Genomic DNA, 13587 nt, shown 5'->3' with positions numbered 1-13587 from the left:
CTCACCGTTCCGGGCCCAGCGGGCCGGCCGGCCCGCTGGGCCCGGAACGGTGAGCGCGAGAGCGCCCCCCTTCTCCGGCTCCGCCGGCGCGCCCGGCGACCCAGCCGCCAGCCGGGCATCACGGCCACCGGGCCCCGGTGAACGCGTGCGCACTCCGGCCCGACGCCGTACCGGCTCCCCCGGACGCCGTGCCCGCTCCCGGCGCACAGCGCAGGCCGGCCTCGCGCCCCGCCCGGCGGCGTGGCCGCAGAGGCGCCGGCCCATCCCCGGCCCGCCGGCACGGCGAAGGGCCTGACCAGGCGGCGCAGCCGCCCGACCAGGCCCTTGCCGGCCGTCCCGAACGCCACCGCCGGCGGCGGCGTGGTCGCCCCTTCGGGGCGCTCCCGCCGCCAGGCGGAGTCCGCTCCCGCCGCCAGGCGGAGTCCGCATGGCGAAGGGGCCTGACCAGGCGGCATAGCCGCCGGTCAGGCCCCTGTCGGCCGTCTCAACCACCGCGTGCCGGCAACCCGAGCAGCCCTTTCGGGGCGCTCAGGCCGCCAGGCCGGTCCGTCAGCTGAAGGAGTCGCCGCAGGCGCAGGAGCCCGTGGCGTTGGGGTTGTCGATCGTGAAGCCCTGCTTCTCGATGGTGTCGACGAAGTCGATCGACGCACCGCCCAGGTAGGGCGCGCTCATGCGGTCCGTGACGACCTTCACGCCGTCGAAGTCCTTGACGACGTCGCCGTCCAGCGAGCGCTCGTCGAAGAAGAGCTGGTAGCGCAGACCGGAGCACCCGCCGGGCTGGACCGCCACGCGGAGCGCGAGGTCGTCGCGCCCCTCCTGCTCGAGCAGGCTCCTGACCTTCGCCACGGCCGCGTCGGAAACGAGAATGCCGTTGTCGACGGTCTTTTCCGTTACGGACATCTGCGTATCTCCCGGGTAGTACGGAATGCTCTGGCAGCGTGCTGCAACAGACGCCCGCTCCGATCTATTCCGGCTTCGGTGCGCCCATGCGCCTTTTCTCTTCCACTCATGCTCGCACACCCCGCCGCGACGCGGAACGCGTCACAGTGACGCTATCGGTGTCGTCAAACTGACGCGAAGGAGTTATGATCCATCGCGTCAATACGACGATAAAGGAAGGGTGCGTGCCATGAACACCGCCCAGACGCTGGGAGTCGAGCCCACTCCCCTCGCCCTCCTGCTGCTCGGCCGGAACGCCGACGCGGCCAGCGAGCGTGGCGTCGACTGTCCAGGGGACCTGCCGGCGCCGTCCGACCCCGACCTGGTGGAGCGGGCGCGGGCCGCCAAGGCCCGGCTCGGCGACCGCGTCTTCGTGCTCGGCCACCACTACCAGCGCGACGAGGTCATCCAGTTCGCCGACGTCACCGGCGACTCGTTCAAGCTGGCCAGGGACGCGGCCGCCCGGCCGGAGGCCGAGTACATCGTCTTCTGCGGCGTGCACTTCATGGCCGAGTCGGCCGACATCCTCACCTCGGACGCGCAGTCGGTCGTGCTGCCCGACCTGGCCGCCGGCTGTTCGATGGCCGACATGGCGACCGGGGAGCAGGTCGCCGAGGCGTGGGACGTGCTCACCGAGGCGGGCGTCGCCGCCGACACCGTGCCGGTGACGTACATGAACTCCTCGGCCGACATCAAGGCGTTCACCGGCCGGCACGGCGGCACCGTCTGCACCTCGTCCAACGCCCGCCGCGCCCTGGAGTGGGCGTTCGGGCAGCGGCCCGAGGGGGCGGGCAAGGTGCTCTTCCTGCCCGACCAGCACCTGGGGCGCAACACCGCGGTCCGCGACCTCGGCATGTCGCTCGACGACTGCGTGGTCTACAACCCGCACCGGCCGAACGGCGGTCTCACGGCCGACCAGCTGCGCCGGGCCAGGATGATCCTGTGGCGCGGGCACTGCTCGGTGCACGGCCGGTTCTCGCTGGACTCGGTCGAGGAGGTCAGGGCCCGGATACCCGGCGTCCAGGTGCTGGTGCACCCGGAGTGCAAGCACGAGGTGGTGGCGGCGGCCGACCACGTGGGCTCGACCGAGCACATCATCAGGATGCTGGACGCTGCCCCGGCCGGCAGCAAGTGGGCCGTGGGCACCGAGCTCAACCTGGTGCGGCGGCTCGCCGACCGGTACGCGCCGGAGGGCAAGGAGATTGTCTTCCTGGACCGGACGGTCTGCTTCTGCTCCACCATGAACCGGATCGACCTGCCGCACCTGGTGTGGGCCCTGGAGTCGCTGGCCGACGGCCGGGTGGTCAACCGGATCGAGGTGGACCCGGAGACCGAGCACTTCGCCAAGGTGGCGCTGGAGCGCATGCTGGCGCTGCCGTAGCCCCTGCCGGGCGCGAAGCCACGCGCGGCGGGACAGGACCCGCGCCGCCGCGCCACCATGGGGTCATGCTGCTGCGTCAGGTACGTGACACCCGCGCCGACGCCGAGGCCGTGCGGCAGGTGGTGCTCGCGGCGCGGGGCGAGGCCGAGGAGGACTGGCCCCCGCCCCGCACCGCGCGCTTCCACCGCAGGGCCAGGCACCTGGCGGGCACCGACCCCGGCGGCTGCTGGCTGGCCGAGGACGTCGCGGGGCGGCCGGTCGGCGCGGCGCTGGCCAGCCGGCGCGAGGGCCTGTGGGGGCTCTCGCTGCTGGTCGTGGACCCGCGGGCGCGCGGCAAGGGCGTGGGCACCGCGCTGCTGCGGCGGGCCATGACGCACGCCAGGGGCACGCTGCGCGGGATGATCTGCGGCTCGGGCGACCCGCTGGCGGCCCGGGTGCACCGGGCCGCCGGGTTCACGCTGCACCCGGTGATGCGGCTGAGCGGCACGGTGGACGCGTCGCGGCTGGCCGCGCCGGACGGCCCCGCGATCGAGGGCGGCCCGGCGCAGATCGACCTGATGAACTCGGTGGACCGCCGGCTGCGCGGCGGCGCGCACGGCCCCGACCACCGGGAGCTGCTGCTGCACTGCCGGGTGGTGGTGGCGGACGACCTCGGCGGCAGCGGCTACTGCTACCTGGACGACGACGGCACCGTCGAGCTGCTGGCCGCCACCTCACGGCGGATCGCGGTGCGGCTGCTGGCCTCGGCGCTGCTGAGCCGGCCGCCGGGGGCGACGGCCACCGTGCCGCGGCTGACGGCGGAGCAGGAGTGGGCGGTGGACGTGGGGCTCGCGGCCGGGCTCGAACTGGCCCCCGGCGGCTACCTGTGCCTGCGCGGGATGCGCCCGCCGGCCCCGTACATCCCGTCGGCCGCCTTCCTGTGAGACGGCCGAGGACGGACCCGGCGGCTCAGCCGGAGCGTGGCCGCACCAGGCCCGTCTCGTAGGCGGTGACCACGAGCTGGGCGCGGTCGCGGGCCGAGAGCTTGGTCAGCAGCCGGTTGATGTGCGTCTTCACCGTCAGCGGGCTGACCGTGAGCCGCGCCGCGATCTCGTCGTTGGACAGGCCGCCGGCCACCTCGACCAGCACCTCCCGCTCCCTGGCCGTGAGCACGTCGAGCACGCTGTCGTCCAGCGGCTCGCTCCCGTCGGACTGGGCGAGGAAGCGGGCGATCAGGCCCCGGGTGGCGGTGGGCGACAGCAGCGACTCGCCGGCGGCGGCCAGCCGGATGGCGCTCAGCAGCTCCGCCGGCTCCGCGCCCTTGCCGAGGAACCCGGAGGCGCCCGCCCGCAGCGCCTGCACCACGTAGTCGTCGGACTCGAAGGTGGTCAGGATCACCACCCGGACCGCGGCCAGCGCCGGATCGGCGCTGATGGCACGCGTGGCGGCCAGGCCGTCCATGCCGGGCATCCTGATGTCCATCAGCACCACGTCGGCGCCGCCCTCGCGGATCACCCGCAGCGCCTCCGCGCCGTCCGACGCCTCGCCGGTGACGCTCATCCCCGGGTCCGAGTCGACCAGCACCCGGAACGCGCTCCGCAGCAGCGCCTGGTCGTCCGCCAGCACCACCCTGATCACAGCACCACCCCGCTCAGCTCACCACTCACGCGGGCTCACCCGCACCAGCCGCCGGTGCGGGCCACCGGTTCGCCCGGCTCCCCGTCCTCGGTCTCCGCCCTGGGCGGGCTCAGCGGCAGCGTGACCCGGACCCGGAAGCCGCCGTCGTCCCGCGGCCCGGTCTCGCAGGTGCCGCCCAGCGCCACGGCCCGCTCCCGCATCCCGGTGAGGCCGTGGCCGCTGCCGGTGGAGCCGCCGAGCGCGGCGGTCGGGGCGGCGCCGACGCGCTCGGGCACGGGCACGGGTCCGTCGTCCTCGACGAGGATGTCGAGGACCGGGTCGACGGCCACCCCGCGGCGCACGATGCGCACCCGGGCGCTCGACTCGGGCCCGGCGTGCTTGTGCACGTTGGTCAGCGCCTCCTGAACCACCCGGTAGGCGGCCAGGTCGACGGCGGACGGCAGCGACGCCTCGGCGGCCGGGGCGTGCACGGCCACCGACATGCCGGCCCTGGTGAAGCCGTCGACCAGCTCGTCCAGCACGGCCAGGCCCCTGGCCGGCTCGGTGGGCGCGATCGGCTCGCCCTGCTGGCGCAGCAGCCCGACCGTGCTCTGCAGCTCGCCGAGGGCCCGCCGGCTGGCCTGCCTGATGTGGCCCAGCGCCTCCTTGGCCTGGTCGGGCCGGGTGTCCATGACGTGCGCCGCGACCCCGGCCTGCACGTTGACCAGGGCGATGTGGTGGGCGACCACGTCGTGCAGCTCGCGGGCGATCCGCAGCCGCTCCTCGGCCACCCGCCGCCTGGCCTCCTCCTCGCGGGTGCGCTCGGCGCGCTCGGCCCGCTCCCTGATGGCGTCCACGATGGCGCGCCGGGTGCGCACCGCCTCGCCGAGCGTGGCCGCGAGGCCGAGCCACGCGACGATGCCCAGGTTCTCCGAGGCGTACCAGGGCTGGGCGCCCAGCGTCATGGTCACCGGGATGAAGGCGGCGACGGTGACCGCGGCGACCCGGAAGGTGGTGTGCCGGTCGGTGCGCATCGCGACCGTGAAGACCGCGATCACCACCGTCATGGCCAGCGAGGCGTGCCGCTCGCTCGGCGGGTGGGACTGCGTGCCGAGCAGCAGCTCGACCACGCTGACCGCGCTGACCAGCGCCAGCACCGTCAGGGGGGCGCGGCGCCTGGCGACCAGCGCCGCGCAGGCCAGGAACGTCAGCACCACGGTGTGGGCCGGCAGCTCGCGCTTGCCGAAGCCCGGCGTGCCGCCGGCGGAGGACATGGTCACGGACGCGATCAGCACCACCACGAACACCGCGGCGGCGATCAGCGCGTCGAGCGCCATGGGGTGCACCCGCAGCCACTGCTTGGCCTGGGCGCCTTGCTCGGGATTCACGACGGCGAACTGGCTCAGTCGGGGATCAGGCCGTCTTCGGTGAGCATGGCCCGCACCTCGTCGATGGTCGCGTCGGGTGCGGGCAGGATCAGCTCGGACGGCTCCAGCGCGTCGTCCGGCAGGGGGGTGCCGAGCGTCCTGACGGCCGCGAGCAGGGCTCCGAGGGTGCGCCGGAAGCCGTCGAGGTCACCGGACTCGACCTCGGCGAGCAACTCGTCGTCGAGCTTGTTCAACTCGGGGAAGTGGCTGTCGTCCAGCCGCACCTGCCCCTCCCCCATGATCCGCACGATCATGTTGCCCTCCGGCCGTCTCGTAGGGGGTGGTCACCGCCGGTCGGCGGTCACTGCTTGTCGAACCGCGGGGAGCGCTGCTCCTCCTCCTGGCGCTCCTCGGCCCCCGAGCCGCCCTCGATGGCCTGACGCCCGGCGGAGCTGCCGCCGGCGAGCTCGGCCTTCATCCGCTCCAGCTCGAACTCGACGTCCGCGTTGCCGGAGATCCGGTCGAGCTCGGCCGTGAGGTCGTCCTTGGAGGTGCCGGTCGCGTCGTCCAGGGCGCCGGAGGCCAGCAGCTCGTCGATGGCGCCGGCGCGGGCCTGGAGCTGGGCGGTCTTGTCCTCGGCGCGCTGGATCGCGAGGCCGACGTCGCCCATCTCCTCGGAGATGCCGGAGAACGCCTCGCCGATCCTGGTCTGCGCCTGGGCCGCCGTGTAGGTGGCCTTGATCGTCTCCTTGCGGGTGCGGAACGCGTCCACCTTGGCCTGGAGGCGCTGGGCCGCCAGGGTGAGCTTGTTCTCCTCGTTCTGCAGCGTCTCGTGCTGCTGCTGGAGGTCGGCGATCTGCTGCTGGAGCCCGGAGCGCCTGGTCAGCGCCTCGCGGGCCAGGTCCTCCCGACCCAGCGCCAGCGCCTTCCTACCCTGCTCCTCCAGCTTGCCCGACTGGCCGTTGAGCTGGTTCAGCTGGAGCTCGAGCCGCTTGCGCGAGGTGGCCACGTCCGCGACGCCGCGCCGCACCTTCTGGAGCAGCTCGAGCTGCTTCTGGTACGAGTAGTCGAGCGTCTCCCGCGGATCCTCGGCCCGGTCAAGGGCCTTGTTGGCTTTCGCGCGGAAGAGCATCCCCATCCGCTTCATCACACCGCTCATGGGCCTCGCGCGCCCCCTTCATGCCGGGCTCGAACCTGTGACCAACCTGTTGATCCCCTACTACCCTACGGGTCACCTCTCCATTAGCGCACCGCTCGGCCGCGAATGGCTCCTACCTCAGGACGATTACGCGGGGCGCCCGCGTACACCCCACGGCCCGGGTCCGACGCGTCCCGAAGCGTCCGTTGCGTGATCGTGCCTGGCGGCCGGGGTCGTCCCGCCGGACGAGACCGTAGGCTTGGAGTCGTGTTCCGAAGCCGTTCGAAAGAAGACCAGGCCCGCTCCGCAGAAGCCGAGCGGGAAGACCGTGGCCGCGACCCGCAGGCGCCCAAGGGGCGGCCCACGCCCAAGCGCAGCGAGGCCGAGGCGCTGCGGCGCGCCGTCGTCAAGCCGCCGACCAACCGCAGGGACGCGGCGCGGCGGGCCAGGGAGCAGCGCAGGACCGCGATGAACAAGCAGCGCGAGGCCCTGCTCTCGGGTGACGAGCGGCACCTGCCGGCCCGGGACCGCGGCCCCGTGCGGCGGTTCGTGCGGGACTTCGTGGACACCAAGTGGCACGTGGCGGAGTTCTTCCTGCCCATCGCGGTCCTGATCCTGGTGCTGAGCATGCTGCCGTCGCTGACCGCGCGGAACATCGCGCTGCTGATGTGGCTGGCGGTCATCGTGATGATCGTGTTCGACTCGGTGCTGATGTCGCGCCGGCTGAAGAAGCAGCTGCGGGCCCGCTTCCCCGGCGAGAACCTCCGCGGCACCACGGCCTACGCGCTGATGCGCACCATGCAGATGCGCCGGATGCGGCTGCCCAGGCCCCAGATCAAGCGCGGCGAGGAGCCCCGCCGCTAGCGCCGCGACCGGCGACACTCGAACGGCGGCCGCCGCTCGCGGAGGACGCGGGCGGCGGCCACACTGCCGTTGTGAGAGGGCGCACCGACTCCCGGGACCGCCGGGACCCCCGAGCCAGCACGTGGACGGCCGCCGGCTGCGCGGTCGCGCTGCTGCTGTCCGGCGGCTGCACCGGCGGCTCGTCGGCCGCGGAGGATCCCCCCGTGCCGCACGCCATCCCGGGTGACCTGGAGGCCGCCTACCAGGACGTGGTGCGCGACGTGCTGCCGTCCGTCGTGCAGATCACCACGGAGGACGGCCTGGGCTCCGGCGTGCTGTACGACGACTCGGGCCACATCGTCACCAACGCGCACGTGGTCGGCGAGGGCCGGGACTTCGAGGTGCTGCTCGCCACCAGCCAGACGCCGCTCAGCGCCCGTCTGGTGTCCTCCTACCCGCCGCAGGACCTGGCGGTGATCGCCCTGACCGACCCGCCCGACGGGCTGCGGGCCGCCGAGTTCGGCGACTCCTCGCGCGTGGAGGTCGGCCAGATCGTGCTCGCGATGGGGAACCCGCTCGGCCTCTCGTCGAGCGTCACCCAGGGCATCGTCTCGGCGGTCGGCCGCTCGGTCAGCGAGGGCGAGGGCCAGGCGACGCTGGGCAACATGGTGCAGACCTCGGCCGCCATCAACCCGGGCAACAGCGGGGGCGCGCTGGTCGACCTCTCGGGCGACGTCGTCGGCATCCCCACGCTCGCCGCCAGGGACCCGGGGCTCGGCGGCGGCCAGGCGCCCGGCATCGGCTTCGCGATCCCCGCCTCCACCGTGACCTCGCTGGCCGACCAGATGATCGAGCACGGCCGGGTGGTGGACTCGGGCCGTGCCGCGCTGGGCGTCTCGGTGCGCACCGTGCTCGGCGACGGCTTCGAGCCGGCCGGCGCCGCGATCGTCGACGTCACCGAGGGCGGCCCCGCCGACCGGGCCGGGCTGCGCCCGGGCGACGTGCTGGTGAAGCTGGGCACCGAGCCGGTCACCGACGTGGTGTCGCTCACCGAGGCGCTGGCCTCGCACCGGCCGGACGACACGGTGCGGGTGCGCTACGCGCGGGACGGCGAGCGGCAGTTGACCGACGTCACGCTGGGCGAGGCCTGAGCGCGTCGTTCGCCGGCTTCGGGAGCGCGAGCATCACGAGTCCCGCCACGACGTAGAGCACCGCGGAGACGACGAGGACGATGCTGAGCGCGTGGGCGTGGTCGGCCAGTCCCGGTGTGCCGGTCGTCGATCCGGTGACGGCGGAGAAGAAGACCGTGCCGAGGCCGGCGATGCCGATGGCGCCGCCGATCTGGTTGGCGGTGGAGAGCACGCCGCCCGCGGCACCCGCGTTGCGCACGGGGACGCCCGCGAGGACCACGTTCACGAGGATGGGGGCGGCGAGACCGAGCCCGAGGCCGCCGATGAACAGGGCGAGGGCGAGGTACCGGTATCCGGGCTCTTCGCCGTCCGCGATGACGGCCAGGAGCACGAGCTGAGACGCCGCGATGGTGAGCGAACCGGCGATCAGCAGGGCTCTGCCGGCCTTGGCGGCGAGAGCGACGCCGAGTCCCGAGGTGATGATCGAGCCGAGCGCGTAGGGCAGGATCACCAGTCCGGTCTCCCACGCGGTGCGATCGGTGCCGTTCTGGAGGTACACCGACAGGGTGAGGAAGAACGACCCGATGCCGCCGAAGAAGAGCACCGACGCGCCCAGGCCGATCGTGAAGGCGCGGATTCCGAGCAGGGACGGATCGAAGACGGGTTCTTCCCCGCGTCCGACGAGGCGGCGCTCGTGGGCGAGGAACAGCGCCAGCACCACGATCCCGGCGGCGAGGAGGGCGTAACTGCCCCAGGACCATCCCCAGGACTCCGCCTGGACGATCGGCAGGAGCAGGAGCAGGACGCCCGAGGCGGCGAGCAGGGCGCCCAGCAGGTCCAGACGCGCGGTCGAGGTGGCGCGGGACTCCGGCAGGACCTTCGCGCCGATGACGAGCGCCAGGATCGAGACGGGCACGTTGACCCAGAAGATCGTGCGCCATCCCAGGCCGAACAGGTCGGCGTCGACGAGCAGCCCGCCCAGCAGCGGGCCGGCGACCGACGCGAGGCCCTGGACCGCCCCGTAGGCGCCGAACGCCTTGGCGCGCGCGTCCGGAGGGAACGAGGCCCGGATGATCCCGAACACCTGCGGGACCATGATTCCCCCGGCAAGTCCCTGCGCGGCGCGCGTGCCGATGAGCGTGGCCGGGTCGGCGGCCAGCGCGCAGAGGGCGGAGGTGGCCGTGAACCCGGCCAGCCCGATCATGAACAGGCGCTTGCGGCCGTACTGGTCACCGAGCCGCCCGCCGGTGATCAGGCCCGAGCCCAGGGCGAGGACGTAGGCGGCGATCATCCACTGGATCTGGGCGTCGCCGGCGCCCAGGTCCCGGGCTATCGCCGGGGCCGCGACGGTGACGATCGTCGCGTCGAGAAGGTCCATGAAGGAGCCGAAGAGCACCACCAGGAGCGTCGCGCCCGCGCCCGTGCCGGAGACGGGTGCCGAGGAAGCGGCGGGCGCGCCCGCGTCCTCACGAAGGCCTTGTGAAACGGTCATGCCGGCCACCGTGGCACCTATAGTTGCCGTCGAGTGACCGCTTCATGGGAAGGTTGAGCGATGGCTGCCACCTCCGCGCGGACGCTCAAGCTGCTGTCGATCTTCGGGATCGGTATGACCCTGACCGCCGAGGAGCTCGCCACCAGGCTCGGGGCGTCCGTGCGGACCGTGCGACGGGACATCGACACGCTCAGAGAGCTCGGGTACGAGATCGAGGCCGTGCGCGGGGTGGGCGGAGGTTACCGGCTCGGTCGCGCCACCCGGTTGCCGCCGGTCGTCTTCGACGAGGACCAGGCCGTGGCGGCGGCCGTCGCGCTCCAGACCGTGCCCGCGGTCCTTTCCGGCATCCGCGAGAACTCGGCCCGCGCCCTGGCCACGCTGCACCAGGCGATGCCTGCCCGCAGCCGTGTCCACGCCGAAGCGTTCACCGTCTCCGCGGCGCGCAACTACTGGGAGTTCCCCGCGGCGCCCATCGACGCCGAGATCGTCCGGGTCATCGGTGGCGCGATCAGGCGACAGTACGTCCTTCGCGTGGTCCACACCGGCGGGCACGAACCGGCGACGCTCGTGCTGGAGCCGCACAGCCTCGTCGTGTGGGCGGCACGGTGGTACCTCGTCGCGTTCGAACCGGCGGCGGACCGATGGCGCGCGATGCGCATCGACCACCTCGAACCGGGCCCGCCCACTGGGAGAAACTTCGATCGCCGCCAGGTCCCGCACGGCGATCCGGTCGCCTTCGTCACGAGCACGCACGACCGCGGCGACACCCCGGCGGACTGGCCCTGCCGCGGATCGGCGCTCCTCGCGCTGCCCGCGCACGTCGTCACCCGGTTCGCCCCCGGAGGATCGACGGTCGAGCACCACACCGACTCCAGCTGCCGACTCACACTCGGCGCGTGGTCATGGGCGGGGATCGCGGGACTGCTCCTGACGTTCGACGCGGACATCACGGACATCGAACCGGCGGAGCTCAGGCAGGCGCTGAGCTCCCTGCGCACCCGCATCGACGAGGGGCTCGGGCGCCCGGTGTGAGTCCACCGGGGCGCGTCACTCGTCGAGCGCCGAGTGCAGGCTCATCGGCCCGTAGACCTCGCGGCCGTCCTCCAGGAGGGTCACCTGGTCGACGCCCTCGTCGAGGAGCTCGCCCCAGATCTCCCCGATCCACGACTCGGCGTCGCCCTGGGTCCCGAAGTCGCCCGGGTCCTGGGAGGGCTCCGTCGTGGTGCCGTCCGCCTTCTCGAAACGCCACTCCCACGCCATGTCCGCCTCCTGATGCACCACCCGGCCGCGACTTCCTGACCGCAGACTAGATCACCGACCCGTCCCGCGGGGCACATGTGAGCACATCAGCCGACGAGCCGGACCGATCCGAGAGGATCAGGCCATGGACGTCACCCTGCTCGGCACCGGTGCCCCCGCCGGCCTCCCCCGTCCCGGCTGCCCGTGCGCGAACTGCGCCCGCGCGCTCGGCGAGGACGTCAGAACGGCCGCCTCGCTCCTCGTCGACGGGGTGCTGCTGCTCGACCTGACGCCGGGCGTCGCGCTGGCCGCGGCCCGGGCCGGGCGGTCGCTCGGCGGGGTGCGGCAGGTGCTGCTGACCCACCCGCACGACGGCCCGGCGCTCGAGTTCCCGCCCGGTCTGCCGGGCCCGGTCCGGCTGCCGGACGGCCGGGAGCTGACGCTGCTCAGCGGCCACCGGGTCACGGCCGTCGCCATGGACACCCCGGGCACCGGGTACGCGGTGACGGGCCCCGACGGCGGCCGGCTGCTCTACCTGCCGCCGGGCGGCGCGCCCGCCGGACTGGCCGACACCGCCCCCTACGACCTGTGCCTGCTGGACGTGGCGGGCCGGCCCGAGGCGCTGGCCAGGCTGCGCGCCGCCGGCGCGGTGGCGCTGACCACCGACGTGGTCGCGGTGCACCTGGACCACGACGTGCCGCCGGGCGACGAGTCGCGCAGGCGGCTCGCCGCGGCCGGCGCGCGTGCGGTGCCGGACGGCGGCACGCTGCTGGTGGGCGACTTCCGGGAGGTGCCGGAACCCCCGCGCCGCACCCTGGTGTTGGGCGGCGCGCGGTCCGGCAAGTCGGCGGAGGCCGAGCGGCGCCTCGCGACGTTCCCCGACGTCGTCTACGCGGCCACCGGCGGGGAGCGATCCGATGACGCCGAGTGGCGGGCCCGGGTGGCGGAGCACCGGGAGCGGCGGCCGGCCGGCTGGACCACGGTGGAGACCACCGACCTGCTGCCGCTGCTCCAACTGCCGGACGCGCCACCGCTGTTGGTCGACTGCCTCGCGCTGTGGCTGACGGCGGCCATGGACGACGTGGGCGCCTGGGAGGGCCGGGGCTGGCGGGCCGCCCTCGCGGAGCGCACGGCGGCGCTGGTCGCGGCGGTCAGGTCGACGCGGCGGCGGGTGGTGCTGGTGAGCAACGAGGTCGGCGCCGGCGTGGTGCCGGCCACCCCGGCCGGCCGCCGCTTCCGCGACGAACTCGGCCGGCTCAACGCGGCGGTGGCCGCCGAGTGCGAACAGGTGCTGCTGATGACGGCCGGTTGTGCGCTGGCGCTGCGCGGCTGAGCCACGCGCGGGGGCGCGGAGACCGGAGCGCTACCCTCGTGTGCCATGAGTGACGGCGGTGTGAACCTCGGCGGCGTGAACCTCGATGACTTCGGCGATCACATCGAGCGGCCGAGTGCCAGGCTCCGGCGGCAGGCCGAGGAGCGGCGGGCCCGGATCGGCGTACCGCCCAAGGCACTCGGCCGGCTCGACGAGATCGGCGCCTGGCTGGCCGCCGCCCAGGGCCGGGTGCCGGTGACCCCCGTCGAGCGGCCCAGGGCGCTGCTGTTCGCGGGCGACCACGGGGTGGCCTCGCTCGGCGTCTCGGCCCGCCCGGCCGGCGGCGCCACCGCCCTGGTGCGGGACGCGCTGAACGGCACCAGCCCGGCCGCCGTGCTGGCCCGTCAGGCGGGCGTGCCGCTGCGGATCGTCGACCTGTCGCTGGACTGCCCGGCGGACGAACTGCCGGAGGAGGTCAGCCGGTACCGGGTGCGGCGCGGCTCGGGGCGGCTCGACATCGAGGACACGCTGACCGAGGAGGAGACCGAGCGGGCGTTCCGCGCCGGCATGGCCATCGCCGACGAGGAGGCCGACTCGGGCACCGACCTGCTGGTGCTCGGCGACGTCTCGGTGGGCGGCACGACCGCGGCCGGCGTGCTGATCGCCGCGATGTGCGGCACGGACGCCTCGGTGGTGACCGGCAGGGGCGGGCGGCACATCGACGACCTGACGTGGATGCGGAAGTGCGCGGCCGTCCGGGACGGCCTGCGGCGGGCCAGGCCGGTGCTCGGCGACCAACTGCGGCTCCTCGGCGCGGTCGGCGGGGCCGACCTGACCGCGATGACGGGCTTCCTGCTGCAGTGCGCGGTCCGGCGCACGCCGGTGGTGCTCGACGGCGTCGTCTCGGCGGCGTGCGCGCTGGTCGGCCAGCGGATCGCCTTCCGGGCGCCGGACTGGTGGCTGGCCGGCCAGGCGAGCGGCGAGCCGGGGCAGGCCAAGGCGTTGGACCGGATGGCCATGGAGCCGCTGCTCGACCAGGGCGTGACGGTCGGCGAGGGCACCGGCGCGCTGCTCGCCCTCCCCCTGATCCGCGCGGCGGCGGCGTTGGCGGCGGAGCTGCCGACCACGACGGACTGACCGACCGTCCAGC

Annotated in this window: 14 protein-coding genes; 7 read left to right on the top strand and 7 right to left on the bottom strand. The window is 74.1% G+C overall.

Features of this window, described 5'->3' with window-relative positions:
* Positions 1 to 549: 549 nt before the first annotated feature.
* On the bottom strand, positions 550 to 900 hold the full coding sequence (locus RNC47_RS31495; protein ID WP_311603708.1) for a HesB/IscA family protein: 351 nt from the start codon (positions 898 to 900) through the stop codon (positions 550 to 552).
* 229 nt (positions 901 to 1129) lie between these two features.
* Between RNC47_RS31495 and nadA the strand changes: the two genes are divergently transcribed.
* Both nadA and RNC47_RS31485 read left to right on the top strand, forming a co-directional pair.
* Entirely contained in the window at positions 1130 to 2320 is a 1191-nt protein-coding gene (gene nadA, locus RNC47_RS31490; protein WP_311603706.1) for a quinolinate synthase NadA, read from the top strand.
* Between the two features lie 65 nt (positions 2321 to 2385).
* Positions 2386 to 3243 (top strand): GNAT family N-acetyltransferase, encoded by an 858-nt coding sequence (locus RNC47_RS31485; protein ID WP_311603705.1) that lies wholly within the window; start codon positions 2386 to 2388, stop codon positions 3241 to 3243.
* 25 nt (positions 3244 to 3268) lie between these two features.
* Here RNC47_RS31485 and RNC47_RS31480 read toward each other — a convergent pair whose 3' ends face one another.
* Genes RNC47_RS31480 through RNC47_RS31465 form a run of 4 tightly spaced genes read right to left on the bottom strand, consistent with a single transcriptional unit; the run spans position 3269 to position 6442 of the window.
* On the bottom strand, positions 3269 to 3937 hold the full coding sequence (locus RNC47_RS31480) for a response regulator transcription factor (protein ID WP_311603703.1): 669 nt from the start codon (positions 3935 to 3937) through the stop codon (positions 3269 to 3271).
* Positions 3938 to 3972: 35 nt separating this feature from the next.
* Positions 3973 to 5304 carry a sensor histidine kinase gene (locus RNC47_RS31475; protein ID WP_449657361.1) on the bottom strand — a complete coding sequence of 444 codons (1332 nt, stop codon included), beginning with the start codon at positions 5302 to 5304 and terminating at the stop codon, positions 3973 to 3975.
* A gap of 14 nt (positions 5305 to 5318) precedes the next feature.
* Positions 5319 to 5597, bottom strand: coding sequence for a PspA-associated protein PspAA (pspAA, locus tag RNC47_RS31470; protein WP_311603702.1), 279 nt, complete (start codon positions 5595 to 5597; stop codon positions 5319 to 5321).
* A gap of 47 nt (positions 5598 to 5644) precedes the next feature.
* Positions 5645 to 6442, bottom strand: a complete 798-nt coding sequence (locus RNC47_RS31465; RefSeq protein WP_311603700.1) for a PspA/IM30 family protein — start codon at positions 6440 to 6442, stop codon at positions 5645 to 5647.
* A gap of 246 nt (positions 6443 to 6688) precedes the next feature.
* Between RNC47_RS31465 and RNC47_RS31460 the strand changes: the two genes are divergently transcribed.
* Both RNC47_RS31460 and RNC47_RS31455 read left to right on the top strand, forming a co-directional pair.
* Entirely contained in the window at positions 6689 to 7285 is a 597-nt protein-coding gene (locus tag RNC47_RS31460; RefSeq protein ID WP_311603699.1) for a DUF3043 domain-containing protein, read from the top strand.
* A 71-nt stretch (positions 7286 to 7356) separates the two neighbouring features.
* Entirely contained in the window at positions 7357 to 8415 is a 1059-nt protein-coding gene (locus tag RNC47_RS31455) for a S1C family serine protease (RefSeq protein ID WP_311603698.1), read from the top strand.
* Here RNC47_RS31455 and RNC47_RS31450 read toward each other — a convergent pair.
* Positions 8396 to 9886, bottom strand: coding sequence for an MFS transporter (locus tag RNC47_RS31450; RefSeq protein ID WP_311603696.1), 1491 nt, complete (start codon positions 9884 to 9886; stop codon positions 8396 to 8398). The two genes, RNC47_RS31455 and RNC47_RS31450, sit on opposite strands and share 20 nt — an antisense overlap.
* 60 nt (positions 9887 to 9946) lie before the next feature.
* On the opposite strand from RNC47_RS31450, the gene RNC47_RS31445 reads away from it, so the two are divergent.
* Entirely contained in the window at positions 9947 to 10918 is a 972-nt protein-coding gene (locus RNC47_RS31445) for a helix-turn-helix transcriptional regulator (RefSeq protein ID WP_311603695.1), read from the top strand.
* Between the two features lie 15 nt (positions 10919 to 10933).
* Here the strand turns inward: RNC47_RS31445 and RNC47_RS31440 are convergent, their stop codons facing one another.
* Complete coding sequence (locus RNC47_RS31440) at positions 10934 to 11146, bottom strand: hypothetical protein (RefSeq protein ID WP_311603693.1); 213 nt, start codon at positions 11144 to 11146, stop codon at positions 10934 to 10936.
* Between the two features lie 124 nt (positions 11147 to 11270).
* Between RNC47_RS31440 and RNC47_RS31435 the strand changes: the two genes are divergently transcribed.
* The gene (locus tag RNC47_RS31435) at positions 11271 to 12458 is read left to right on the top strand and encodes a bifunctional adenosylcobinamide kinase/adenosylcobinamide-phosphate guanylyltransferase (protein WP_311603692.1); all 1188 of its coding nucleotides are present in this window, start codon (positions 11271 to 11273) and stop codon (positions 12456 to 12458) included.
* A 45-nt stretch (positions 12459 to 12503) separates the two neighbouring features.
* Positions 12504 to 13574: a nicotinate-nucleotide--dimethylbenzimidazole phosphoribosyltransferase gene (gene cobT / locus RNC47_RS31430; RefSeq protein ID WP_311603691.1), complete on the top strand. Its 1071-nt coding sequence runs from the start codon at positions 12504 to 12506 to the stop codon at positions 13572 to 13574.
* Positions 13575 to 13587 lie beyond the last annotated feature (13 nt).

Origin of the sequence: Streptomyces millisiae (assembly GCF_031845425.1) — a bacterium.
GTDB lineage: Bacteria > Actinomycetota > Actinomycetes > Streptomycetales > Streptomycetaceae > Streptomyces > Streptomyces millisiae.
This window is presented reverse-complemented; position numbering and strand designations above follow the sequence as displayed.

Bases quoted from the DNA above. Each gene is read 5' to 3' on its own strand.
- RNC47_RS31495 (WP_311603708.1), bottom strand. From the start codon at position 900: ATGTCCGTAACGGAAAAGACCGTCGACAACGGCATTCTCGTTTCCGAC.
- nadA (WP_311603706.1), top strand. From the start codon at position 1,130: ATGAACACCGCCCAGACGCTGGGAGTCGAGCCCACTCCCCTCGCCCTC.
- RNC47_RS31485 (WP_311603705.1), top strand. From the start codon at position 2,386: ATGCTGCTGCGTCAGGTACGTGACACCCGCGCCGACGCCGAGGCCGTG.
- pspAA (WP_311603702.1), bottom strand. From the start codon at position 5,597: ATGATCGTGCGGATCATGGGGGAGGGGCAGGTGCGGCTGGACGACAGC.
- RNC47_RS31465 (WP_311603700.1), bottom strand. From the start codon at position 6,442: ATGAGCGGTGTGATGAAGCGGATGGGGATGCTCTTCCGCGCGAAAGCC.
- RNC47_RS31450 (WP_311603696.1), bottom strand. From the start codon at position 9,886: ATGACCGTTTCACAAGGCCTTCGTGAGGACGCGGGCGCGCCCGCCGCT.
- RNC47_RS31445 (WP_311603695.1), top strand. From the start codon at position 9,947: ATGGCTGCCACCTCCGCGCGGACGCTCAAGCTGCTGTCGATCTTCGGG.
- RNC47_RS31440 (WP_311603693.1), bottom strand. From the start codon at position 11,146: ATGGCGTGGGAGTGGCGTTTCGAGAAGGCGGACGGCACCACGACGGAG.
- RNC47_RS31435 (WP_311603692.1), top strand. From the start codon at position 11,271: ATGGACGTCACCCTGCTCGGCACCGGTGCCCCCGCCGGCCTCCCCCGT.
- cobT (WP_311603691.1), top strand. From the start codon at position 12,504: ATGAGTGACGGCGGTGTGAACCTCGGCGGCGTGAACCTCGATGACTTC.